Origin of the sequence: Micromonospora salmantinae (assembly GCF_022230905.1) — a bacterium.
Taxonomy (GTDB): domain Bacteria; phylum Actinomycetota; class Actinomycetes; order Mycobacteriales; family Micromonosporaceae; genus Micromonospora; species Micromonospora salmantinae.
This window is the reverse complement of sequence record NZ_JAKKFG010000001.1, coordinates 116,244-139,419: the sequence shown is the minus strand read 5'-3', so window position 1 is coordinate 139,419 and position 23,176 is coordinate 116,244. Positions and strand designations below refer to the sequence as shown.

Below are 23,176 nucleotides of genomic sequence, written 5' to 3'. Positions count from 1 at the left end.
GCGGTCAGGGGCAGTTGACCCATTCGTCGGTGCCGTCGGTGAAGACCTGCCGCTTCCAGATCGGCAGTCGCGCCTTGACCTCGTCGACCAGTCGGGCGCAGGCCGCGAAGGCCGCCGCCCGGTGCGCGGTGCTCACCGCGGCGACGAGCGCCACGTCACCGATGACCAGGGGGCCGACCCGGTGCGATACCGCCACCGCGTAGACGTCGGGCTCCGCGGCGATCTCGGCGGCCACCTCGCGCAGCACCTGTGCGGCGCTGGGGTGGCCCTCGTACTCCAGGCTGGTGACCTGGCGACCGTGGTCGTGGTCGCGGACGACGCCCTGGAAGGACACCACGGCGCCGGCCCGGCGGTCGGCGACCGCCGCCTCGTGCGTGGCGAGGTCGAGCGGCTGGTCGGTGACCTCGCCGAAGGTGATCGCTGGTGCGGTCACGACGCACGCTCCCCGGGAAACAACGGCAGTGGCACGATCGGAACCCGGTCGCCCGGCTCGCCGCTGGTGCCGGGTCGGATGACCGCGAACCCGTCCGCGCCGGCCAGGCCCCGCAGCATCGCCGAGCCGACGTGACGGACCGGGAACGCGACGCCGGCGGACCGGTCCAGTCGGACCAACGCCAGGTGGGTGTGGTCACCGCGACCGGGCACCGCCTCGGCCAACGTGACCTGGGGCAGCACCGGCATCGACCGGCCCTGGAGGCCGGCGAGCAGCGGGGCGACGAGCGACACCAGCGCGACGATGGCGGACTGCGGGTTGCCCGGCAGCCCGGCCACGAACCGGGCTCGCCCGTCGGGGCCGGTCAGCCGGGCCAGCAGCATGGGGAAGCCCGGGCGGACCGCCACCGTGTTGACCACGTAGTCGGCGCCGAGCGCCTCCAGGGTCGGGTGCAGGTGGTCGACCGGGCCGTTCATCGTGCCGCCGGTGGTGCAGACCAGATCGGCGTGGCCCAGCGCCGAGCGTAGGGCCGCCACGTGCGCGGGCAGCGTGTCGGCCACCGGGCCGACCACGTCGGACGGGCGGACCTGGCAGCCGTAGCGCCGCAGCCAGGCCGGGACCGCGGGGCCCAGCGCGTCGCGGATGCGACCGGCCGCGGGCGGGCCCGCCGTCAGCAACTCGTCGCCGAAGACCAGCAGCGCGGCGCGCGGCGCCCGTCGGACCCGCAGCGTGTCGTGCCCGCAGGCGGCGGCCAGGCCGATCACCGCCGGGTCGACCGGCGTGCCGACCGGCAACAGTTCCTCATCGGCGTACGCCTCCTCGCCGGGCTTCCGCCACTCGGGTGTCTCCCGGGGAACGCCGGTGACCAGGCCGTCAGCGCTCGTCGACTCTTCCACCCGCAGCACGGCGGTGGCGCCCTCGGGCACCATCGCACCGGTCGCGATCTCGACGGTGGTGTCGTGCTCGGTGAGCGGCGCGGGGGTGCTGCCGGCCAGGACCCGGCCGACGACGCGCCACGGCCCGCTGCCGCGCACCGCCCAGCCATCCACGCTGGAGGTCGGGAACGCCGGCAGGTCGGTGCGGGTGGTCAACGGCTCGGCCAGGGTCGACCCGTCGGTGTCGACAAGTGGTCGGGCGGCGGCGGGCAGCGCGGCGGCCAGACCGACCGCGTAGACCCGCGAACGGGCTTCTTCCCACCCGGCTGGTGGGGGTGCGGTGACCCGATCCGCTGTGGGTGCGGTTTCCGTGCTCACCGACCGAGCCTATCGGCACGGACCGACACCCGCCCGGGCCTGGCGCGCACCGGCCAGTGGTCGCCACCGCGGAGCGGTCAGTGGTCCCCGCCGCGGAGCTGGTCGACGGTGTGGCCGAGGATCGGCCCGAGAACGGCCAGGCCATCCCGGACACCGCCGGTCGAGCCGGGCAGATTGACCACCAGCATCCGACCGGCGACCCCGGCCAGGCCCCGGGACAGCACCGACGTCGGCACGCGATCACGACTGTGCGCGCGGATAGCCTCCGCAATGCCGGGGATCTCGTAATCCAGCAGGCCCCGGGTCACGTCCGGGGTCTGATCCGTCGGGGTCACTCCGGTGCCACCGCTGGTCAGCACCACCTCGACACCGTCGGCGCGGGCGGCCCGCAAAGCGTCGCCGACCGGCTCACCGTCGGGCACCACCACCGGGTCGTCGACCTGACAGCCCAGCTCCCGCAGGCCGGCGACGAGCAGCGGCCCGCTGGTGTCGGCGTAGACACCGGCCGCGGCCCGATTGGAAGCGACGATCACCCGAGCCCGGATCACTGCCGGTCCTCCGGCCGAACCCACTCGCCGGTCTTGCCGCCCTCCTTGCGCAGCACCCGGACCGCCTCCACCGAGGCCGCCGGGTCGACCGCCTTGACCATGTCGACCAGGGCGAGACCCGCGACAGCAACCGCCGTCAGTGCCTCCATCTCCACCCCCGTCCGGTCCGCCGTGCGGGCAGTGGCCGTGATCTCCACGGTGTCGGCGGTCAACCGCAGGTCGACGGTGACGCCGTGCAGGGCGATCGGGTGACAGAGCGGAATCAGGTCAGGAGTGCGCTTGGCCCCCATGATCCCGGCCAGCCGCCCGACGGCCAACGCGTCACCCTTGGGCAGCCCGTCGCGATGCAGCAGGTCGATGACCTCGGGTGTGGTCCGCAGACGGCCGGCCGCGACGGCCAACCGACCCGTCACCGCCTTGGCGGAGACGTCGACCATGCGGGCCGCGCCGGCGCGATCGACGTGGCTGAGCTGCGCGGGTTCGGTCACGGTCGTGAGCCTATCGGTGCGGTACGACGGCGGTCGGAAGGAGCGGCGTCACGCTGGCGACCGCACCGGGTGCTGACGGCGCAACTGCCCCGACGCCGCTCCTCCCTCACCAGCCCACCACCAAGGTCGCTGGGGGGACCCAGCAGCGGGCGCGTGTCGACGACCCGGTTCTGCCCAGGGGCAGAACCTCCCCCGTTCGTCGATACGGCCGGTAGGTTACCGGGCGTGCCGATAAGAAATCGATAAGCGCCGTTCAGGCTGGTCAGCGCTCTGCGACCACCGTCGCGCCAGTCAACTCGGCGAGGCGACGCTCGGCCTCGAAGCGCTCCGGCACGCCCATCCGTCGGAAGATCGCCAACGCCCGCTCCCAGTGCCGTCGGGCCTCGGCCGGGTCGATGCGGGCGAAGTGTTCGGCGAGCCCTGCCAACGCTCGACCCTGCTCGTGGGGGTGCGCGATCCGAGTGGCCAACCGCAACGCCTCCTGGTGCACCTCGAACGCCTCGCCACCTCGCCCCTGCGCCAGCAGGGTGCGCCCGAGTTCGTTGAGCGCAGCCGCCTCGACGTGTCGCTCCCCCGAACCGATCGACAGCTTCCGGGCCAACTCGTGCTCCTGCTGGGCCTCCACCAGACGACCCAGACCGCGATAGGCGATCCCGAGGTCGTTGCGCACCTCGGCCTCGGCGTACCGGTGGCCGGTGCGATCGCGCAGGGCCAAGGAGGCCAGGAGAATTCGGATCGCCTGCGGAAGGTCACCCATCCGGAGGCGTACGGCGCCGATGTGGCTGAGAGCGTTGAGGGTGTGGAACTCGTCGGAGTTCGTTCGGGCCCACGCCAGGTGCAGGCGGTGGATCCGCAGCGCCTCCTCGTAACGGCCCAGGGCCGTCAGTGCGATGCCGAGATTCGGCAGCACCATCGGCACCCTGACGTTGCCGTACCCCTTGTAGTCACGCAGGCACTCCAGACCGACCGTCACCGCTTCGGCCAGATTGCCGCTCCACCAGTAGACGGCGGCGAGATTGGCGCGGTATCGAGCCGCGTTCAGCGCGTCCCGCGACTCTCCGGCAAGGGCGACAGCGCGGGTCAGATGGTGCAGCGCTGCCCGGTTGTCGCCGGTCCGAACGTATCCGGAAGCGAGGTAGTTGTTCATCAATGCCATTGCGCCGACGTCCCCGGATGCCTCCGCTGCGGTCAGCGCGTGCCGGTGGGTCGTGATGATGTCCTCGAAGTACCCGCGGATGTAACACAATCGCCAGAGAGCGCGGGCCAGTCGCCAGGAGTGCTCGTGGAAGCCCTCATCAAGTGCTGACCTCACCATCGTCACCAGGTCCGTCCGCTCCGTCTCCAACCAGTCGGCGGTGGGCTCCCCGATCGCGTCGATCAACTCGGGTCGCGCGAACGGAAGATGTGTGACGCGAGATCCCAGGTCGTTGAACTCCAGCGTCTTGGCGACCCTCAGTGCCATCTCCAGGGTGAAATCGAACAGGTTTTCCAGCCCGGCCTTTCGGTCGCTCGCGGAGTCGGTGCGCGAACACAGTTCGATGGAGTACTGCCGCATGAGGTCGTGCAGTCGATATCGCGTCGAGTCCAGATCCTCCACCAGGTTCCTGTCGACGAGGTCGTCGAGCGCCGCGCGAGCTTCCGCGATCGTCAGACCGGTCAGCGCTGCTACTGCCGGTGTGCTGAAGCGGCTACCGGGATACAGGCCCAGGAATCGGAAGACACGCTTGGTCGAACTCGGAAGAGGCTCGTAGGAAGCGGCGAAGGCCCCGGTGACGGTGCTCTCTTCCTGGGCCAGATGGTGCAGCACCGGAACCTCGCCGGCCATCTGCCCGGCAAGGTCCGCCAACCGCCAGCCGCGCCGATGCGCCAGCCTGGCACCCGCCAGCCGGATCGCCAGTGGGAGGTACCCGCACCGGCGCACCACTTCGGCGGCCGCATCCGATTCGGCTTCGATCCTGTCCCGACCGACACTCAGGCTGAGGAGTTCCAAGCTCTCCCGGGGGTTGAGGAGCGGGAGCGTCTGCGAGGGCCCGACATCCGGGTGGGTCAGACGCCGCCGTGAGGTCACCAGCACGACGGTGGTCGGCTCGACCGGCAGCAGGGGCATGATCTGCTCGCTGCTCGCCGCGTTGTCGAGCACTATCACTGATCGCCGACGTGCCAGTTCCTGCCGCCACAACTCCACCCTGTCGTCGAACTCCACCGGCACACGGCCAGCCGGAACGCCCATCTGTCGTAGCAGCGAGGCCAGAGCACTCGCCGGCTCCACCCGGTTCTTCTCGCCGTGCCCGCACAAGTCGATAAACAGCGCGGCGTCCGGGTATCGATCGGACAGCCGGCGGGCCAGATGCACGGCGAGGGTCGTCTTGCCGCTACCCGCCATGCCGTCGATGATGTGCACGGCTGGCACCCGCTCTTCGATCCGCCTGGTCTCCGCCAGCAGTCGCGACACCACGTCCTCCCTGCCGACGAAGTCGGTGACCGCTCGGGGGAGGTGATCCACCAGGTCGGGCTGAGGCGCTCTTGCGGAGACCGGGACATCGACTGTGGAAGTTGGGTTCGAAACACGACGGGCGCTCTGGCCAGCCGGACGGGATGCGGCGCGGTTCGCCGGCGGCCGGGATGGCACCGCCGAAACGATCGTGCGGTGGAGAGCCTGGAGGTCGGAACCCGGGAGGACGCCGAGTTCGGCCATCAGCTTCGCCCGAACCTCGTCGTACGTGACGAGCGCACCCGCGTGGTCGCCGCGCTCGTGCAGCGCCCGCGCGAGGAGAACGTACGCCGGTTCCCGGAGGGGATGACGGGCGATGACCTCCCGCAACAGGGGGATCGCCTGGTCGCCCCGTCCCGCCCTGAGCTGCGCGTCGGCAAGGAGTTCCACGGCCAGCAGGCGTCCCTCCTCGGCGGCCATCACGCGCGCGCCGAGCACAGGCCCGAGCGTGATGCCGGCGAGCATCGCACCCCGCCAGCGCGCCACGGCGGACCCCAACCGTTCCAGAGCGCGGTCGACGTGGCCGGCTATCAGGGCTTCGCGACCCGCTACGCACTCCATCTCGAAGCGAAACACGTCAATAGCTTCCGGCCCAAGGGTGAGCCGGTAGCCGCTCTGCTGTCTAACGAGGACGCCCCGACCAGACTGGAAAGCCTCGAAGGTTCGGCGCAGATTGGCGGCGTAGGTCCGTACGTTCGCCACTGCGGAGCGCGGCGGGCCGTCCGGCCACAGCTCGTCGACCAGGTCGTTGAGGGTCACCAGTTGCCCCGGTTGGACCGCGAGCATCGCGAGGACAGCCTGCTGTTTGGGCGTACCCAGGTGCAGCTTGCGAGCAAGCAGTTGCACCGAGAGGCCGCCCAGAAGTTGAATCTCCACCCGTCCCCCCTGCTTCAGCGGGGTATTCAGCCGATCACGGAACGAAGCTTACGGGCAGTGGATGTAACGCCCGATCCCATCAAGCCGCCGATGCGAACGCTCCTGCGGCCATCCGCTGTGACGGCGCCGACGAGTGCAATGCGAACATTGCAAGAACGATCTGCCGCCTCAGCGTTCGCGACTCCAACCGCAGCATCGAAAGAAGGAGCGAAAGCGAGTTTCGGCACCGACCCCTCGGCCCCGACGCCGGGAACGGCCCCGGGGAGTGCCACCATCATCAATGTTCATCTGCGAACGGTTGCGCCCACAGTCGACGAAGGGGGACTCCTGGCTGAAGTTGAGGAGCGGTTGACCGAATCGGCGGATGAGTTGCGGCACCGCAGCACCCACACTGAGGGCGCGGTCTAATCAGTCGGCACGGCTCGCGACATTCCGCAACGGACCGGATGCAACAGGCGAGCATCCCAGCGCTCTCCGCACCGGAACGCAAACAGAATGTCACTTATGCGGACAGGATTAACTAATGTTGAGGATAACGACATTTATCATCCCTAACTAGGGCCAAACCCATTTAAGCTCCATTCGTAGAGAGTCGGCGCCAACGAAGACCGACATCCACACGAAGGAGAGGGTGGGTGAAATGCGCGGAAACGAGTGGGGCTGACATCGGTGCAGGACTTCTGCATCGCTCGGCGATATGGTTGCGAGAACGACAGGCGAGGTAATCCAGGAGTTGCGTGGCCTCTTCACAACGACGCGATGACGGGACCGATCGACGGCTACGGCTGATCGTCGGTCTCCTCGTCGTTGCTGCCACGATCGTTGCGCTCGCCTCCCTGAGACTGACCTTCCCCGCGGCCGATGCTCCGACACCCGACGGAGCAACCCTGGTAACGCTCACCGCCATGATCGCGTTGGGTGCGTTCGTCAAGACGCGCGTACGTGTCCGGTCCACGGTGCACCTGATCAGTTGGAGCGAGGCGGCGATCGTCATCGCGGCCGCCATTGCCCCCATTCCATGGGTGGTGCTCTGCACCTGCATCGGGATCACCATCGCCTCGGCCCGTCTACCACCGATCAAGCTGGCCTTCGGCGTTGGCAAGAACATCCTCGTCGCGGCCGGGGCAGGCATCGCCTTCGCACTGCTCGGTTGGACCTGGCCTGCCATGCAGGCCCCGCAGCTGGTGGGGATCCTGTCGGTCGGGTACCTCCTCGCTGCCTTCCTCGACGAGGTGCTGGCGATCCCCGTTATCGCGCTCGCCTCCGGCACCAAGATCTCGACCCAGTTCCGCAGCAACCTGGATCTTCGCCTGGCCGGCTACGCGGTCCGGTTCGTGGTGGCGGCCCTGACCCTGCTTACCCTCCAGATGGACCCCCGGCTCCTGCTCGCCGTCCCACCCCTGGTCCTGAGCCTGCACCTCGCCTACTCCGCGCGCATCCGAGGCCGCACCGAGCAGCAGGCGTGGCAGCGGCTGGCCCGCACCACCGACGCGCTCAACGTGGTCGACCTGGACAACGTCCTCACCACAGCCGTCACCCAGGCCGCCGAGTTGTTCTCCGCCGACGAGGTCGAGATCGAGCTGCGCGACGGCGGCCGCACCGTACGCGGCGGCACCGGCGGTATCACCTTCGACGGCCCGACCGGCACGCCCACCGACGTGGACGGCACTATCGTCCCCGCGCCGCTGGAAGGCCACGACCGGACGGTCGACGTCGGCATGCTTCGACTGCGCTTCCGCGGCCCGGTGCAGCTCTCCGAGCGGGAGCAGTACACCCTGCGCACCTTCGCCTCCGCGCTCTGCACCGCCGTCCGCAACGCCCAGGCGTACGCCGAACTGGCCCGGGTCGCCGACGAGCACGCGTACGCGGCCTCACACGACGCGCTGACCGGCCTGGCCAACCGCCGGCACCTCCTCGACGAGGGCACCGAACAGTTGAGCACCCGCCATGCCGACGGGGTGACCGCGCTGGTGCTGATCGACCTCAACCATTTCAAGGAAGTCAACGACACGCTCGGGCATGCCGCCGGCGACCAGGTGCTGGTGCAGGTGGCCGACCGGTTGCGGGGTGCGGCCCAGCCGAGCGACCTGGTGGCCCGCCTCGGCGGCGACGAGTTCGCCGTACTCATGCGCGGTCTGCCGGCCCCGGCGGTCGCCGCGCACCGGGCCGAGACGCTGCTCGCCACCCTGCACGAGCCGTTCGAGTTGGACGGCATGCGAATCAGCGTCGAAGCCAGCGGCGGGATCTCCGGCGCCCCGTCCAACGGCGGCATGGCCGAGTTGCTGCGCCGCGCCGACGTGGCCATGTACCAGGCGAAGCGGGCCGGGCAGCGGATCGCCACGTACGCCCCGACCCGCGACACCGCCGACCTCGGTCGCCTCACCCTGGGCGGTGACCTGCCGCGCGCGGTCGCCGACCACGAGTTCGTCGTCAACTTCCAACCGATCGTCGACCTCGGCACCGGTGAGGTGACCAGCGCTGAGGCGCTGGCCCGCTGGCACCACCCCACCCACGGCCTGATCGACCCGCTGCGGTTCCTGGAGGCGGTGGAACGGTCCGGCCTGCTACCGGCCTTCGCCGAAGCGATCCTCGACCAGGCGCTGATCGCGGCGGTGAGTTGGCGCGACGCCGGCTTCGACATACCGGTCGCTGTCAACGTGTCCCCGCGCAGCCTGCTCGACGCGCGGTTCCCCGGCTCGGTGCTGGCCCGCCTCAGAGCCCACGACCTACCACCCGACCGGCTGGTCCTGGAGTTGACCGAGACGCTGACCCTCAGCCAACTCGACGTGGTCGACCGGGTGCTCAGCCGGCTACGCGACGAGGGAGTCCGGTTGGCGTTGGACGACTTCGGCACCGGCTACTCCTCCCTCTCGCTGCTCTCCCGTATCCCGGTTCACGAGCTGAAGATCGACCGGAGCTTCGTGACGACGATGGAGAGTTCGGCGGAGGCCGCCGCCGTCATCCGCTCCACCCTCGACCTGGGCCGCAGCCTGGACCTGGACGTGGTGGCCGAGGGCGTGGAGAGCGAGCCGCAGCGGCGTGCCCTCTGGGAGTTGGGCTGCGTCGCCGGCCAGGGCCATCTGTTCGCCCGGCCGATGCCGTCCGGCACCCTGCTCGCGGCGATGCAGCGCGGCTCGGGCGGCCGACCGGGCGCCCTCGCCGCGCCGCTGCACGACACCGGGGCGGTGATCCGGTTAAGCCAGAACCGCCGCCAGGCCGGCCGCTCCAGGCCCGACCGCCTGCCACACCTGCCCGCCTGAGCAGGCATCGCCCCGCTGCCCGGGCAGTCCGGTCTGCCAGACTGTCGCGCGTGATCGTCGACGACCCGACCGCCCACCGCAGTCGCTGGCACTGGCGCACGCTCGACAACGCCGCCGGCGGACTCGCCCTCGACCTGGGCCTCTACGCGGTGTCGGCAACCTTCGCCGCGATCACCGCGGTCACGTCCACCCTGCTGCCGCACCGCGCCTGGGGAGCGGTCGCCGCCGTCGGCTACCTGCTCGCAACGCTGACGGTGATCGCCCAACTTCTGCTGCGTCGACGCTCTCCAACCTCCCGGCTGACCGGTCTGCCAGCCCGCTGGGCGGTCACCGGTCTCGCCTGGGCCACCACCACGCTGCTGCCGCTGGCTTGGCAGAGCATCGACCGGGCCGGTGGGCGCACCGACCGGGCCCAGGAGGAGGTGCTGGTCGTGGAGCAGGCCGGCAGCCGCCTCCTGGAACACGGCACGCCCTACCTCGGACCCGACGCCATCGCCGCCCTGCCACCGGGCGAGCAACTGATGGGCTACACCCCGTACCAGCCCGGCATGGCGATGTTCGGCCTGCCCAGGGCGCTGCTCGACACCTGGTGGACCGACTCCCGGGTCTGGTTCGCGGTGGGCACCGCCCTGGCGCTCGCCCTGGCCGTGGCCGCCCTGCGCGGAGCACCGGCCACCACGGGCGAGGCCACCGCCGGCCAGGCCACCACCGCCGCGACCCACCGACGGGACGCCGCCCTGCTGCGCGGCGTGCAGGCCGCCACCGTACTGCCGATCTGTGCCCTCACCCTTGCCACCGGCGGCGACGACCTACCCGTACTCGCGCTCTGCCTGCTTGCCCTCGCGTTCGCCGCCGCCGACCGACCCGGCCGGGCCGGCCTCGCGGTCGGACTCGCCGGCGCGCTGAAGCTGTTCGCCTGGCCGGTAGCCCTGGTCCTGATCGTCTGGGGCCTGACCCGACGCGCCGGCACCCGAGTCGCCGTCGGCGCGATCGGACTGCCCATCGCCGCACTACTGCCGGCGCTGCTGGTGGACCGCGACGCGCTCACCGAGAACGTGCTGCGCTTCCCCCTCGGCCACGGGCTGGTCACCAGCCCAGCACAGTCCCCGTTCCCCGGCTATCTGATCGCCAGCGCGCTACCCGCCGGCCGGCTGATCGCCGCCGGGCTGCTGGTCGCCGCCGGAGTGGCCATCGCCGTCCGGCTCGCCCGCCGCCCGCCCCGCACCGCCGTCGCCACCGCGCTCATCTGCGGGTACGGGCTGCTCGCCGCCATCGCCCTGATGCCCTCGACCCGCTTCGGCTACCTGCTGTACCCGCTGGCCCTGCTGACCTGGGCTCCCGCCCTACGCCGACCAAGCGACACACCGACCGCCGCGATTGCCGATGAGCGAACCGGTCGGACCACTTCGGCGTAACTTCCGAGCGAAACGGCGCGCCAGGGCGTAGACCTGAAGGCATGACCACGTACCTCGACCGGGCCGACGCCGGCCGGGTGCTCTCCGAACGGCTCACCGCACTCATCGGCGAACCGGACGTCGTCGTCCTGGGCCTCGTCCGTGGCGGCGTGCCGGTCGCCCGGGTCGTCGCCGAACGCCTCGGCGCACCACTGGACGTGCTGGTCGTCCGCAAGCTCGGCATGCCGTGGGCCCGGGAGGTCGCCTTCGGCGCACTCGGGCCGGGCGGTGTGCAGGTGCTCAACGACGCGGTGGCCAGCCGACTCAGCAGCGACGACATCGCCGAGGTGCGCCGCCGGGAGCAGGCCGAACTGGAGCGCCGGGAACGGCTCTACCGGGGCGACCGCCCACAGTTGGACCTCACCGGGCGGACGGCCGTGATCGTCGACGACGGCCTCGCCACCGGCGCAACCGCCCGCGTCGCCGTCGAAGTCGTCCGCCAACTCGGGGCACACCGCGTCGTCGTCGCGGTCCCGGTCGGCGCGCAGGAGGCGTACGAACTGCTCGCCGCCGAGGCCGACCAGGTCATCTGCGCGCAACGCCCGGCGGATTTCGGCGCGGTCAGCGTCTACTACGACGATTTCCACGAGGTGTCCGACGAAGAAGTCACCGAGGCGCTCACAGCAACTGCATAGAAATACCGGGTACCGTCGGGCGATGAGTAGCCTCACCTGTCCCAAGTGTCACGGAGAAATGCGCCAGTACGAGCGCAGCGGCGTCGTCATCGACCAGTGCGGGGAGTGCCGAGGCATCTTCCTGGACCGCGGCGAGCTGGAGAAGCTGTTCGAGGCGGAGGCCAACTGGAGCCGCCAACAGGCCGGCGGCGCGCCAGGGCAGCCCGCGCAGCAGCCGGCCGGCTACCCGCCCCCGCCGCCCCCGGCGCACCAGCCCGGTTACGGCGCCGTCCCGCCGCCGCCCCCGCCCGCCCACGGCTACCCGCCGCAGCCGGCGTACGGCCACCAGCAGCAACAGCACCACGGCTACCACGGCCACTACCGGCAGAAGAAGCGCAAGGGCTTCCTCGACGACATGTTCGGCTGAGCCGGAGCCGACGTTCCGCCCGGGTCGATCCACGCGTCGGCCCGGGCACACCACCCGGGCCATTGATCGTTGGCGGGGGCGATGCTTCATGCGAGGCTGAATCGCATGACCGCGATCCGACCGGACGAGGCGCTGACCCAGGCGTACGACGGGATCACCGCGGTGGTCGGTCGCCTGGACGATGCCGGCCTGCAACGAGCCACCCGCTGCCGGGGCTGGCTCATCGCCGACCTGCTCCTGCACGTGCTCGGCGACGCCCAGCGGGCACTCGTCACCCTGGCCAGCCCCGTCGACGGCCCCGCCGACGTCGACGACGTGAGCTACTGGCGTGACTTCCCCGGCGATGATGAGAACGCCACCCGACAAGCCTGGTGGGTCCGCCGATCGGCCGCCGCCTTCGACCGCCCGACCGGCATCGTCGCGCTCTGGCGGGACACCGCGCCGGCGGCGGTCCGCGCCGCCACGTCAGCCGACCCCGAGGGGTACGTGACCACCCAGGGACACGTGCTGCGCGTACCCGATTTCCTCGCCACCCTGACCACCGAGGCCGCCGTCCACCACCTCGACCTGACGCTGGAACTGCCCGACGCGCCGCCGCCCGGCCCACTGGCGGTACGCGTCGCCGTAGCGACCATGGACGGCCTGCTCAGTGACGACACCGTTCGACCCGGCGCGTGGGACGACCACGACTTCCTGCTGAAGGCCACCGGGCGCGTTCCGCTGACCGACCGGGATCGACTGGAACTGGGTGAGTCGGCGGGCTGGTTCCCACTGCTCGGCTGACCGACGACGGGTCGCCGCGCCGGTCAGCCGATGGCCATGTCGACGAAGCGGGACAGGTGCAGCTGGGCCGCGACGGTCACGGTGTCGGTGGGTCCATTTCGATGTTTGGCAACAATAAAATCCGCCTCCCCGGCTCGCGGCGACTCCTTGTCGTAGTAGTCGTCGCGGTGCAGAAGGATGACAACGTCAGCATCTTGCTCAATTGAGCCAGACTCACGCAAGTCGGACAATTGGGGTCGCTTGTCGGTGCGCTGCTCGGGGCCACGGTTCAGCTGACTGACCGCGATCACCGGGCACTCGACCTCCTTGGCCAACAGCTTGAGGCCACGGGACAGGTCGGCGACCTCCTGCTGGCGACTCTCGGTGCGCTTCGGTGAGGTCATCAGCTGGAGATAGTCGACCACGATCATCTTGAGGTCGTGCCGCTGCTTGAGCCGCCGAGCCTTGGCCCGGATCTCCATCAGGTTCATGCTCGGCGTGTCGTCGACGAAGAGCGGCGCCTCGCTGATCTCACCCATGCACCGGGCCAGCTTGGTCCAGTCGTCGTCGGAGAGCTGACCGCTGCGCAGCACGTGCAGCGGCACCCGCGCCTCAGCGGAGAGCAGCCGCATGACGATCTCGACCTTGCTCATTTCCAGCGAGAAGATGGCAGCCGCCTGGTTGGCGCGAATAGCAGCATTTCGGGCAAAGTCCATACTTGCGGTCGATTTGCCCAAACCCGGCCTTCCGGCCACGATGATCAACTGTCCGGCGTGCAGGCCGTTGAGCAGTCGGTCCAGGTCGCTGAAGCCGGTCGGAACGCCGGTCATCATGCCGCCGGTCGCGCCCACCGCCTCGATCTCGTCCAGCGTCGGCTGCAACATGTCGGCCAGGATCGCGAAGTCCTCGCTGACCCGCCGTTCGGTGACGTCGTAGACCGCCTGCTGGGCGAGGTCGACGACGTCGTCCACGTCGCGGCTGCCGCCGCTGGCGGTGCCGTAGCCCAGTTGCACGATCTTCGTGCCGGCCTCGACCAGTCGGCGTAGCACCGCCCGCTCGCTGACGATGCGGGCGTAGTACGCCGCGTTGGCGGCGGTGGGCACGCTGGCGATGAGTGTGTGCAGGTACGGCGCGCCACCGATGCGTACCAGATCCCCGGAGTCGGCGAGCGCCGCCGCGACAGTGATGGAGTCGGCCGGCTCACCCCGGCCGTAGATGTCGAGGATGATGTCGAAGATGGTGGCGTGCACCGGCCGGTAGAAGTCGTTGGTCTTGAGGATCTCGACGACGTCGGCGATGGCGTCCTTGGAGAGCAGCATGCCGCCGAGGACGCACTGCTCGGCCGCGACGTCCTGGGGCGGGGTCTTGTCGAACTGGCCATCCCGCTGTGCGGGTGACTGGCCTCCGCCCGAGCGTGGCTCTGCCCGCATGTCGTCGGTTACCGACACGGGTCCCCCCTCCACTGCGCCGGATCCAACCCCAGCTCTACCGCTGGGGTATGACACTTCTCCTCCGACCGGGCCGGTCGATCGGGGGCCATCGCCGGCGGTCGAGGGCCAACCATACGGACCCCGAGGTCAGAGACTCAACAACGCCGGTGGACGAGCCTCGGGACAACCTGTGGATCCCGGTGGACAGCATGTGCGCAGCGTGTGCACAGCCTGTGGATAACCATTGGGGAATTCTCGGCCATAAGTCGTTGACCTGGGAGAACATGCTCCCCAGCCTGTGGAGGAGAATATTTCGGTCGGGCCTGTGACACGATCGTCCCGTACTATCTCCAGCGAACGGCTACACCTGGACAGCGGATTCCGCTTTCGGTTCAGAAGGGTCACACTCCGGCCGTGAATTACCGGGACTGGGGACGCGGCGATGGCAGCCCGCGCGAGCGCCAGCCAACCGCCTCGTGGGGTGAGCGCGCGGCGTCTGTTCCGGTTGATCCGTACGACGAGGACGGGCGCTACCGCACCTCCAGCCGGCGGCGCGCATTGGACCGCGGCCAGGACGAGCCTGTCGACGCCTACCTGCCCCGGTGGGCGCTGGAGTCAGGGGTCCGGCACGCGGACGGCGGTGGTCGCCACGCGGCACCGGACGACGATGAGGACGAGCCCGAGCGGCCGATCTCCGGGGCAGGCCGACGGTCCGCCGAGTCGTCGAGTGGTCGGCGGCGGGGCAGCGAGCCGCGTCGACGGGAGCAGGCAGCGATCGGCCCGGCGCCAGACTCGGACCACACCCGGGAGTGGACGCTCGACCGGCCGCAGGACCAGGGGTACGCCGGCCGCCGACGGGCCGACGCCGGGGAGGACGAGCCGGTCTCCGGCACCGTCTCGGACCGGCGTCCCCGCCGCGCGCCCGCCGGCCGTCCACAGGTGATCTGGTCGGGCGGTGAGCCGGAGTCCACCCCGAGCGAGCAGGTGCCGGACCAGGAGCCGAGCCGTCCGAGCCGGCGTAGCCGCCGTGCGGCGGAGGAGTCCTGGTCCCGCCCGGCGGCCGACCCGTGGGCCCGTGGATCGGACCGGGCGGCGGAGCCCGAACCGTCGTACCCGCCTGCCGTGGACCCGTGGGACGCCTCGGGCGTGCACGCGTGGCCGCCGGTGGCCGGCGCGGACGGCGGGGACCTGAGCGGGCAGTGGTCGGCGGTGGAGAGCGTCGGTGGCTGGGAACGGTCGGACCGCACCGGCCAGTGGGAGCGGTCCGCGATCGAGGACGACCAGTGGGACCGTACGCTGGCGCCGCGCTCCGATCGCTCGGTGGCGGCCGAGGGGTGGCCGAGCCGGGAAGACGGGTTCTGGTCCGGCACCAGGTTGGCCGATGACGACCCGCGTTGGATGGATCCGACGACGTCGGCGCCCCGGTCTCCGGTGGTGGGATACACCGCCCCACGGCCGCGCAGCGCGCCCGCGCAACGTACGGGTGCGGCGCGTCCGGGTACGCCCCGGCGTCGGGCGGACCGGCCGGCGGTGGGAACGGCGTCGGTGCGTCGGCGGGTCGAGTCGGCGGCCACTGGCGCCTGGGCGCGGCGTCTGGAGGACGACCTGCTGGACCCGGATCCGGGTGGGTCCGTCCGGCCTCTGCTGTACACGGCGGCCTGTTACCTGGTGCCGGCGATGCTGATCTTCGTTTGGCTGTTGACGTTGGACAGCCAGGCGCCGGCTGGTTGTGTGACCGACATCAGCGGGGGCGGGTGTGAGTCCGCCCGGTCCCGGGCACTGGAGTCACTGCTGGCCGGTTCGCCGCGCTTCGGTCTGGCGCTGGTGAGCAGCTTGGTGGTGGCGGCGCTGCTGCGGCGGGTGGGTACGACGTGGCGCTCGGCGACCATCGCGGTTGCCGCCGCGGTGGTGGGCGGCGGCCTCTCCACGGTGCTGATCAGCGCGGTGACGGGCCAGCCCATCGGGTGACCCGTCGGCGGGCCGGCTCGGACGGGCGTCGGGTCGGGGCGCGCGCTGGGCGGGGAGGCAGGTCGGGGCCCGCTGGGCGACGGGGCATGCCGGCGGCGACCATCTTGGCCGGGGGCATTGTCGGGTCGGACGACGTACGCACGAGGGCCCGCACCGATCGCTCGGTGCGGGCCCTCGTGGTGGTGTTGCGGACGTCAGCCCTGAACGACGTTCAGGTTGAACGACGCGGTCACCTCAGGGTGCAGCTTGATCTTCACCGGGTAGGCGCCGATCGACTTGATGTGACCGGGCACCTCCAGCCGGCGACGATCGAGGACCGGGCCGCTGGCGGCCTTGACGGCGTCGACGATCTCGGCCGGGGTGACCGAGCCGAAGAGCCGTCCACCGTCGCCGGCGCGGACCTTCAGGTTGACCTTGAGACCCTCGAGCTGAGCCTTGACCTCGTTGGCGTGGTCGAGGTCGCGGATCTCGCGGGCCCCACGGGCCCGCTTGATGACCGTGACCTGCTTTTCCGCGCCCTTGGTCCAGACGATCGCGAAGCCCTGCGGCAGCAGGTAGTTACGGCCGTAGCCGTTCTTGACCTCGACGATGTCGCCCGGGGCACCGAGGCCGGACACTTCCTGAGTCAGGATGATCTTCATATCGGTGCCTCCTCTCAGCGGGTGGTGGCCGTGTATGGCAGGAGCGCCATCTCACGGGCGTTCTTGACCGCACGGGCGATCTGCCGCTGCTGCTGCGAGGTCACGCCGGTCACCCGACGAGCGCGGATCTTGCCGCGATCGGAGATGAACTTGCGCAGCAGCGCGGTGTCCTTGTAATCGATGTAGGCGATCCCGTCCTTGTCGAGCGGGTTCACCTTCTTCTTGGGCTTGCGCAGTGCCGCAGCCTTGGCCGTTGCACGTGCTCCTGGTTTGCGATCGCGAGCGCTAGGCGCCATTAGAACGGTGGCTCCTCGTCAAAATTGGCGCCCGAACCGGCACGCGCGGGAGAAGGAGCAGCCGAAGCCCAGGGGTCGTCGAAGTTGCCTCCGCCGCCACCCTGGTTGCCACCGCCACCGCCACCGCCGCCACCGAAGCCGCCGCCGCCACCGCCGGAGCGGGACATCTTCTGCACCTTCGCCGTGGCGTAGCGCAGCGACGGGCCGATCTCGTCGACCTCAAGCTCGATGACAGTGCGCTTCTCACCCTCGCGGGTCTCGTACGACCGCTGACGCAGCCGGCCCGACACGATCACCCGAGCGCCACGCTGCAGCGACTCGGCGACGTGCTCGGCGGCCTGCCGCCACACGGTGCATGCGAGGAACAGCGGCTCGCCGTCCTTCCATTCGTTCGACGCCTTGTCCATGAAACGGGGCGTCGAAGCGACTCGGAACTTGGCGACCGCAGCCCCGGAGGGGGTGAACCGCAACTCGGGGTCATCGGTCAGATTGCCGATGACCGTGATGGTGGTGTCTCCTGCCATGACCATCTCCTCGCGCACTCAGCGTCTCGTCGTACAGGCTCGCAGAGCCGTACGACAGAGTCGCGGAGGCTGATCCGGACGAACCGGGGTTGGATGCTCTAGCGCATTTCCGGTCGGATGACCTTGGTGCGCAGCACGGACTCGTTGAGCCGGAGCTGACGGTCCAGCTCGGCCACCGCAGCAGGCGTGGCCTGCAGGTCGATGACGGCGTAGATGCCTTCGGCCTTTTTGTTGATCTCGTACGCGAGGCGCCGACGGCCCCACACGTCGGTCTTCTCAACCGAGCCACCCGCGGTCCGAATCACGTTCAGGTACGTGTCGAGCGACGGTGCGACGGTGCGCTCCTCGAGGCTGGAGTCGAGGATGACCATTAGTTCGTAGTGACGCAAGACGTGCTCACCTCCTGTGGGCTAAGCGGCCACGGTCCTTCCGTGGCAGGAGGTCTTGTGTCGCTGCCCGCACGCGCCGAGGGAACCCGGCCGGACGCGGACAACCTGACCAGGATACCCGGTCTCAACGATCATGCCCGGGGTGGTCGGCTCCGGACCCGGACGAGCCGACGAGGGCCCACCGTCCGACCGTCAACCGGTCGGTGGTGGGCCCTCGTCTACGAGGCCGCGGGGCGTCCGGTCCGCATTCCTTGGGTGGGACCTGGGGAGGAACGACCACACCGATGAGGTTGGACCGAAGACGCCCCGCGGAGCTTTATCGTGTTGTTATCTGACGATACAACAGCACTCGTACCTTGTCGGGGGGAAAAGCACAATTTCCGAGATTCGTCGTCGCTCGGTACCCGTTGTGCGGTGGGGTCGCCCCCGCTGCGCCGGGCCGCGCCGCGGGGGTGACCTCGCTGTCCGCCGTCGACCGCCGGTCGCCGTGTGCGCAACGCTCGCGCCGCTGGCGGCACCGGGATGCTGATCGCCGGTTCAAACCCATCAACGATCGTCGGTCCCTCAGGTGACGCGACACCGCGCCGGCCGTCGCCGCGCCGGTCGGGGGCGCGACGTAGGCTCGCTCGCATGCGTATCGGAGCCCACGTCGACTCGACCGACCCGCTGGCGGAGGCGGCCGCCCGGTCCGCCGAGACCGTGCAGTTCTTCCTCGCCGACCCACAGGGTTGGAAGGCGCCCAAGCCTCGCGAAGATGCCGAGCGGCTGCGCGCCGCCGAGGTCGACCTCTACGTGCACGCGCCGTACGTCATCAACGTGGCCACGCTCAACAACCGCATCCGGATCCCGAGCCGCAAGCTGCTGCTCGGGCACGCCAACGCGGCCGCCGCCATCGGCGCCAAGGGCCTGATCGTTCACGGTGGGCACGTCAACGCCGGCGACGACCTGGCCGTCGGCTTCGACAACTGGCGCAAGACCTTCGCGTACGCGGCGGACTCCGGCGGCTTCGGCGTACCGGTCCTGATCGAGAACACCGCCGGCGGCGACAACTCCTGCGCCCGACGGCTGGACGCGCTCGCCCGACTCTGGGACGCCATCGGTGACTACGAGGTCGGCTTCTGCCTGGACACCTGCCACGCGTACGCGGGCGGCGAGGAGCTGCTCGGCCTGGTCGACCGGGTCAAGGCGATCACCGGGCGGATCGACCTGGTGCACGCCAACAACTCCAAGGGCGCGTTCAACTCCGGCCAGGACCGACACGACAACCTGGGCGGCGGGACGATCGACCCGGAGCTGGTGGTGGCGGTGATCCGGGCGGCCGGCGCGCCGGTGGTCGTCGAGACACCGGGCGGTGTGACCGGTCAGGCGGCCGACATCGACTTCCTGCGTGAGCAGCTCGGAGCGGAGAGCCTGGCGGCATGACGAGCGGACAGCCCGGGACCGGCAACGCCCGGCCCACCCCCACCGGCGCGACCGCCGAGAGTCAATCCGCCACGACAGCCGCGGCCGGCACCCCCACCCAGCAGAACGCCGCGGCCAAGCAGGATGCCGCGGCCAAGCAGGATGCCGCCGAGGGCGGCACCGCGGTCAGCGACAGCACCGCCAAGGGCACCGACGCATCCAAGGACAGCGGCACGGCCAAGCACAGCGGCACGGTGGGTGGCGCGACCAAGGACAGCGGTGCGACCAAGGACGCGACCAAGGACAGCGGGGCAGCCAAGGACGACGACGCGGCCAAGGGCGCGAAGGTGGACGGCGCCGACGGCACGGACAAGGCCGGCAGCGAGGCGAAGCCGGACGACCCGGAGCGTTGGGAGGCGTTCGCCTCCGCGCCGGAGCCACGGCCCTCCATCTTCAGTCGGGCGGGCCGGGCGGTCGGGCGGTTCCTGATCCACGAGTGGACCCTGGCCGCCCTCGGCGCGTTGGCACTGGCCGTGTTGATGACCTGGCCGACGCTGCGCTATCCGCGCTACACCCTTCCGCAGGACTACTGGGATCCGAGCCTGCAAGCCTGGCAGATGGCCTGGTCCGGGCACATCCTGCTGGCCGAGCCGGCGCGGCTGTGGCAGTCCAACACGTTCTTCCCCGAGCTGTGGAGCTTCGCGTTCTCCGACACGCTGCTCGGGTACGCCCCGGCCGGGATGCTCGGCAGCGGTCCCGAGGACGCCGTGCTGCGCTACAACATCATGTTCGTGCTGGCGCACGCGCTCGCCACGCTCGGGGCGTACGCGCTGGCCCGACAGCTCGGGGCCGGCCGGATCGGTGCGGCCGTCGCGGGCGTGAGCTACACCTACGCGCCGTGGCTGCTGGCCCAGGCCGGGCACCTGCATGTGCTCTCCAACGGTGGCATTCCGCTGGCGTTGGCGATGTTGGCGCGCGGGCACGGGTGGTCTCTCCGACACGGCTACCGGCCGGAGCGCCGGCATGACGGGTGGGTCTACGCCGGTTGGCTGGTGGCGGCCTGGCAACTCAGCCTCGGCTTCGGCATCGGGCTGCCCTTCGCGTACTTCCTGGCCGGCGCGGTGCTGGTCGCTGCCGTCCTGTTCTTCGCGCGGCGGCTGCGCACCGGGCAGGCCGTTCCGTTCGGTCGCCGGTTGTTCGCCGCCGACGTGCTCGGCGGGCTGTTGTTCGCCGGTGTCGGTCTGCTGATGGCGTTCCCGTTCTTCAAGGTGACCGAGCTGCACCCGTACGCCGAGCGCACCATCGGTGACATCAGCCTCTTCTCGCCGCCGGCGTCGGGCTTCGTGACGGCGCCCGGGGAGTCGCGGATCTGGGGTGGGCTGCACGAGGGTGCCCGGGCAGCGCTGCCGTGGCACCCGGAGATGACCCTGCTGCCGGGCTTCGTGCTCTACGCGCTCGCCGCGGGCGGGTTGTTCTTCTCGGCGTGGCGGCTGCGGCACCGACTGCTGCTGCTCGCTGGGGTGCTGGTGACGATGGCCTTCGCCATGGGCACCCGTTTCTTCGACGGCACCTTCACCTACGTGCCCTTCTTCGAGCACCTGCCGGGCTGGAGCGGCCTGCGTACCCCCGGGCGGTTGATGCTCTGGACCACGTTGTTGCTCGGCCTGCTCGCGGCGGGCGCGGTCACCGCCCTCACCGACCGGGTCCGCGAGTTGACCGCGCAGCGGATTCCGTCGTGGCCGGGGCCGTGGCTGCGGATGGCCACCCTGCTGCCGTTGCTGCTGGTCACCGTCGAGGGCCTGAACACCACCCCACACCCGGTGGTGCCGACCCAACCGGCGGCGATGCGGTCGGCGGAGGGTCCGCTGCTGGTGCTGCCCAGCAATCAGAGCCTGGACCAGCACGTGATGCTCTGGTCGACCAGCGGATTCCCCGATGTGGTCAACGGCGGTAGCGGCTTCACGCCGCGCCAGCTCGACGACGTCCGTCGGGTGAGCCAGTCGTTCCCGGACCAGACGAGCGTCGACTACCTGCGTACGCTCGGCGTCCGCACCGTGGTGCTGCTGCGCGGCCAGGTGGCCGGCACACCGTGGGAGATCAACATCGACGCGCCGGTCGAGTCGCTCGGCATCAGCCGGCAGGAGGTCGGCGACGCTGTCGTCTATCGCCTGTGAAGCTTTAGGGCGGGTTTTCGGGGGAGCCCACCCGGCTCCGGGCGGTCAGGCTTGATCCCTGCGCCGGGCGGCTCCCCCGAAAACCCTGACGTGGTGCCGGCCGCGGTCGGCCTTAGGGTCAGGTCGTGGGCACCGGTACGGGTGCTTGTTCGCTGGTCGTCGTGGTGCGGCGCCAGCGGTCTATCCAGGGGGCGTCCGGGGCGCCGTCGAGAACGCCGCCGTCCGGGTCGTCCGGGTAGGTGGCCCGCACCGCGTCCTGCTCGGGGTGCAGGATCTCCTTGACGACGAAGACGCAGAGCACCACCACAGTGGCCAGTCGCAGCGTCGAGGCCAGCACGAACACCCCCTCCGGGAAGACCGGACGGCTGGTTGCCGCGCCGAGCAGTTCCCCGTAGAAGGCCACGAAGTAGCAGACCTCGGCGATCTGCCAGGCCAGGAACGCGCCCCACTTCGGCCGGGCCAGCACCACCAGCGGGAGCAGCCAGAGCACGAACTGCTGCGACCAGACCTTGCTGAAGATGAGGAACGCCGCGACCACCAGGAAGGCGAGCTGACCCAGCCGCGGTCGGCGCGGCGCCCGCAGCGCCAGCACGGCGACGCCGAGGCAGGCCAGCCCGAACAGCGCGTACGAGACGGTGTTGAGGGTCGGGATGTTGGCGTTGAGCCACTCGAACGGGCCGAGGTTGGCGGGGTCGTTGCCGACCTTGCCGTCCAGGTAGCGCCCGATGTACCAGAGCGTGCCCCAGTCGATCGGTCGGGTGGTGTTCAGTTCGAAGAACCGGTCCCAGTTTTCCGGGTACGCGCGGGCGGCCGGCAGGTTGACCAGCACCACTGCCGCGACAGCCGTCCCGATGGCGGTGAGCGCGGCACGAAGCCGGTCGGCCCGTAGCGCCAGGATGAGGATCGGCCCGAGCAGGAAGAGCGGCCAGAGCTTAGCCGCGCCGGCCAACCCGAGCAGCACTCCGGCCACCGCCGGTCGTTTTCGAGCCCAGGCCAGCAGGCCGAAGGCGGCCAGCCCGATGGCGAGCAGGTCCCAGTTGACGGTTGCGGTGAGCACCAACGCCGGGGCGAGTGCGAACATCGCCGCGTCCCAGGGTCGTCGGCGGCGCAACGCCAGGATCACCGCCACCGTGGCCACCGCGAGCGCGCCCAGCACCAGCGCGTTGAGGTTGTAGAACCACTGGCCCTGGTTGATGCTCGGGTCGCCGTCACCGATGGCGTGCACCGGCAGGCCCAACGCCCCCATGAAGTAGCCGGTCAGCACCGGGTACTCGACCGGGTGGTCGCGGTAGGGCACCTTGCCCTCGTTGAGCCCTTCGGCGTAGTAGAGGGCGAGGACGTCGGTGTAGCAGAACCGGGTGTACTGGACGTTGTTCTGCCAGGCGCCGTCCTGGCAGGGCGATTTCTGCACCCAGTGCAACGCGAGCGTGAGGCACGCCAACGCCAGCACGATCCGCACTGCGGTCCAGAAGCGACGCTCCTGACCGGCCGGCCGGTTCAGCGCTGTCGCGTGGTCGCCCAGCGGCCCGCCGATGACGCTGGAGATGCCGCGGACGAACCCGTCGGAGCGGGACGGGTGATCGGTGGTTCCGGCGTCGTCGATGCCGGGCGTCGACTGGGTGCTCATGGAGAGGCATCCTGCCGTACGACAGGGGTGCCCGTCCCGTCCCGGCGCGGAGTTCCGGGTACGAAAACGCCGCCCCCGGCCGGGACAGGTCGTCCGGCCGGCGGCGGCGTCGGGTGCTGG

The 23,176-nt window shown here is 70.5% G+C and carries 19 protein-coding genes; 8 read left to right on the top strand and 11 right to left on the bottom strand.

Going from position 1 to position 23,176, the window contains the following annotated elements; all coding sequences use genetic code 11:
* Positions 1 to 4 precede the first annotated feature (4 nt).
* From PSH03_RS00620 to PSH03_RS00600, 5 genes are all read right to left on the bottom strand, one after another.
* Positions 5 to 433, bottom strand: a complete 429-nt coding sequence (locus tag PSH03_RS00620; protein ID WP_210782036.1) for a molybdenum cofactor biosynthesis protein MoaE — start codon at positions 431 to 433, stop codon at positions 5 to 7.
* Positions 430 to 1,686, bottom strand: a complete 1,257-nt coding sequence (locus tag PSH03_RS00615; RefSeq protein WP_238687935.1) for a molybdopterin molybdotransferase MoeA — start codon at positions 1,684 to 1,686, stop codon at positions 430 to 432. Before PSH03_RS00615 ends, PSH03_RS00620 begins: the two co-directional genes overlap by 4 nt.
* A gap of 77 nt (positions 1,687 to 1,763) precedes the next feature.
* Complete coding sequence (locus tag PSH03_RS00610) at positions 1,764 to 2,234, bottom strand: MogA/MoaB family molybdenum cofactor biosynthesis protein (protein ID WP_238687934.1); 471 nt, start codon at positions 2,232 to 2,234, stop codon at positions 1,764 to 1,766.
* Positions 2,231 to 2,722, bottom strand: a complete 492-nt coding sequence (moaC, locus tag PSH03_RS00605; RefSeq protein ID WP_210782042.1) for a cyclic pyranopterin monophosphate synthase MoaC — start codon at positions 2,720 to 2,722, stop codon at positions 2,231 to 2,233. The genes PSH03_RS00610 and moaC overlap by 4 nt, the downstream gene beginning before the upstream one ends.
* A 262-nt stretch (positions 2,723 to 2,984) precedes the next feature.
* Entirely contained in the window at positions 2,985 to 6,089 is a 3,105-nt protein-coding gene (locus tag PSH03_RS00600; RefSeq protein WP_210782044.1) for an AfsR/SARP family transcriptional regulator, read from the bottom strand.
* Between the two features lie 737 nt (positions 6,090 to 6,826).
* Between PSH03_RS00600 and PSH03_RS00595 the strand changes: the two genes are divergently transcribed.
* The 5 genes from PSH03_RS00595 to PSH03_RS00575 all read left to right on the top strand — a co-directional run bounded on the left by PSH03_RS00595 (position 6,827) and on the right by PSH03_RS00575 (position 12,627).
* Positions 6,827 to 9,349, top strand: a complete 2,523-nt coding sequence (locus PSH03_RS00595) for a putative bifunctional diguanylate cyclase/phosphodiesterase (protein ID WP_210782046.1) — start codon at positions 6,827 to 6,829, stop codon at positions 9,347 to 9,349.
* 50 nt (positions 9,350 to 9,399) lie between these two features.
* Positions 9,400 to 10,764, top strand: a complete 1,365-nt coding sequence (locus PSH03_RS00590) for a glycosyltransferase 87 family protein (RefSeq protein ID WP_238687933.1) — start codon at positions 9,400 to 9,402, stop codon at positions 10,762 to 10,764.
* A 41-nt stretch (positions 10,765 to 10,805) separates the two neighbouring features.
* Positions 10,806 to 11,438, top strand: coding sequence for a phosphoribosyltransferase (locus PSH03_RS00585; protein WP_238687932.1), 633 nt, complete (start codon positions 10,806 to 10,808; stop codon positions 11,436 to 11,438).
* A gap of 22 nt (positions 11,439 to 11,460) precedes the next feature.
* Positions 11,461 to 11,844 carry a TFIIB-type zinc ribbon-containing protein gene (locus tag PSH03_RS00580; RefSeq protein WP_210782052.1) on the top strand — a complete coding sequence of 128 codons (384 nt, stop codon included), beginning with the start codon at positions 11,461 to 11,463 and terminating at the stop codon, positions 11,842 to 11,844.
* Between the two features lie 105 nt (positions 11,845 to 11,949).
* Positions 11,950 to 12,627, top strand: a complete 678-nt coding sequence (locus PSH03_RS00575) for a maleylpyruvate isomerase N-terminal domain-containing protein (protein ID WP_238687931.1) — start codon at positions 11,950 to 11,952, stop codon at positions 12,625 to 12,627.
* Between the two features lie 23 nt (positions 12,628 to 12,650).
* Here the strand turns inward: PSH03_RS00575 and dnaB are convergent, their stop codons facing one another.
* A complete protein-coding gene (dnaB, locus tag PSH03_RS00570; RefSeq protein WP_210782054.1) occupies positions 12,651 to 14,054 on the bottom strand; it encodes a replicative DNA helicase in 1,404 nt (467 codons plus the stop codon).
* A 396-nt stretch (positions 14,055 to 14,450) separates the two neighbouring features.
* Between dnaB and PSH03_RS00565 the strand changes: the two genes are divergently transcribed.
* A complete protein-coding gene (locus PSH03_RS00565) occupies positions 14,451 to 16,004 on the top strand; it encodes a hypothetical protein (protein WP_238687930.1) in 1,554 nt (517 codons plus the stop codon).
* Between the two features lie 194 nt (positions 16,005 to 16,198).
* On the opposite strand, the gene rplI is transcribed toward PSH03_RS00565, so the two are convergent.
* From rplI to rpsF, 4 genes are all read right to left on the bottom strand, one after another.
* On the bottom strand, positions 16,199 to 16,645 hold the full coding sequence (gene rplI, locus PSH03_RS00560; RefSeq protein WP_030487689.1) for a 50S ribosomal protein L9: 447 nt from the start codon (positions 16,643 to 16,645) through the stop codon (positions 16,199 to 16,201).
* Positions 16,646 to 16,659: 14 nt separating this feature from the next.
* Positions 16,660 to 16,941, bottom strand: a complete 282-nt coding sequence (gene rpsR, locus PSH03_RS00555; RefSeq protein WP_051723758.1) for a 30S ribosomal protein S18 — start codon at positions 16,939 to 16,941, stop codon at positions 16,660 to 16,662.
* Entirely contained in the window at positions 16,941 to 17,483 is a 543-nt protein-coding gene (locus tag PSH03_RS00550; RefSeq protein ID WP_238687929.1) for a single-stranded DNA-binding protein, read from the bottom strand. Before PSH03_RS00550 ends, rpsR begins: the two co-directional genes overlap by 1 nt.
* A gap of 80 nt (positions 17,484 to 17,563) precedes the next feature.
* Entirely contained in the window at positions 17,564 to 17,854 is a 291-nt protein-coding gene (gene rpsF / locus PSH03_RS00545; RefSeq protein ID WP_036391391.1) for a 30S ribosomal protein S6, read from the bottom strand.
* A gap of 630 nt (positions 17,855 to 18,484) precedes the next feature.
* On the opposite strand from rpsF, the gene PSH03_RS00540 reads away from it, so the two are divergent.
* Both PSH03_RS00540 and PSH03_RS00535 read left to right on the top strand, forming a co-directional pair.
* Entirely contained in the window at positions 18,485 to 19,276 is a 792-nt protein-coding gene (locus tag PSH03_RS00540; protein WP_210782060.1) for a deoxyribonuclease IV, read from the top strand.
* Entirely contained in the window at positions 19,273 to 21,429 is a 2,157-nt protein-coding gene (locus PSH03_RS00535) for a putative glycosyltransferase family protein (protein WP_238687928.1), read from the top strand. Before PSH03_RS00540 ends, PSH03_RS00535 begins: the two co-directional genes overlap by 4 nt.
* 118 nt (positions 21,430 to 21,547) lie before the next feature.
* On the opposite strand, the gene PSH03_RS00530 is transcribed toward PSH03_RS00535, so the two are convergent.
* Positions 21,548 to 23,056, bottom strand: a complete 1,509-nt coding sequence (locus PSH03_RS00530; protein WP_210782064.1) for a glycosyltransferase family 87 protein — start codon at positions 23,054 to 23,056, stop codon at positions 21,548 to 21,550.
* Between the last annotated feature and the right edge of the window lie 120 nt (positions 23,057 to 23,176).

What these genes read in the sequence shown, in the direction of transcription:
- PSH03_RS00585 (WP_238687932.1), top strand. Translation starts at nt 10,806, where the DNA reads ATGACCACGTACCTCGACCGGGCCGACGCCGGCCGGGTGCTCTCCGAA.
- PSH03_RS00530 (WP_210782064.1), bottom strand. Translation starts at nt 23,056, where the DNA reads ATGAGCACCCAGTCGACGCCCGGCATCGACGACGCCGGAACCACCGAT.
- PSH03_RS00540 (WP_210782060.1), top strand. Translation starts at nt 18,485, where the DNA reads ATGCGTATCGGAGCCCACGTCGACTCGACCGACCCGCTGGCGGAGGCG.
- rplI (WP_030487689.1), bottom strand. Translation starts at nt 16,645, where the DNA reads ATGAAGATCATCCTGACTCAGGAAGTGTCCGGCCTCGGTGCCCCGGGC.
- PSH03_RS00580 (WP_210782052.1), top strand. Translation starts at nt 11,461, where the DNA reads ATGAGTAGCCTCACCTGTCCCAAGTGTCACGGAGAAATGCGCCAGTAC.
- PSH03_RS00575 (WP_238687931.1), top strand. Translation starts at nt 11,950, where the DNA reads ATGACCGCGATCCGACCGGACGAGGCGCTGACCCAGGCGTACGACGGG.
- rpsR (WP_051723758.1), bottom strand. Translation starts at nt 16,941, where the DNA reads ATGGCGCCTAGCGCTCGCGATCGCAAACCAGGAGCACGTGCAACGGCC.
- PSH03_RS00535 (WP_238687928.1), top strand. Translation starts at nt 19,273, where the DNA reads ATGACGAGCGGACAGCCCGGGACCGGCAACGCCCGGCCCACCCCCACC.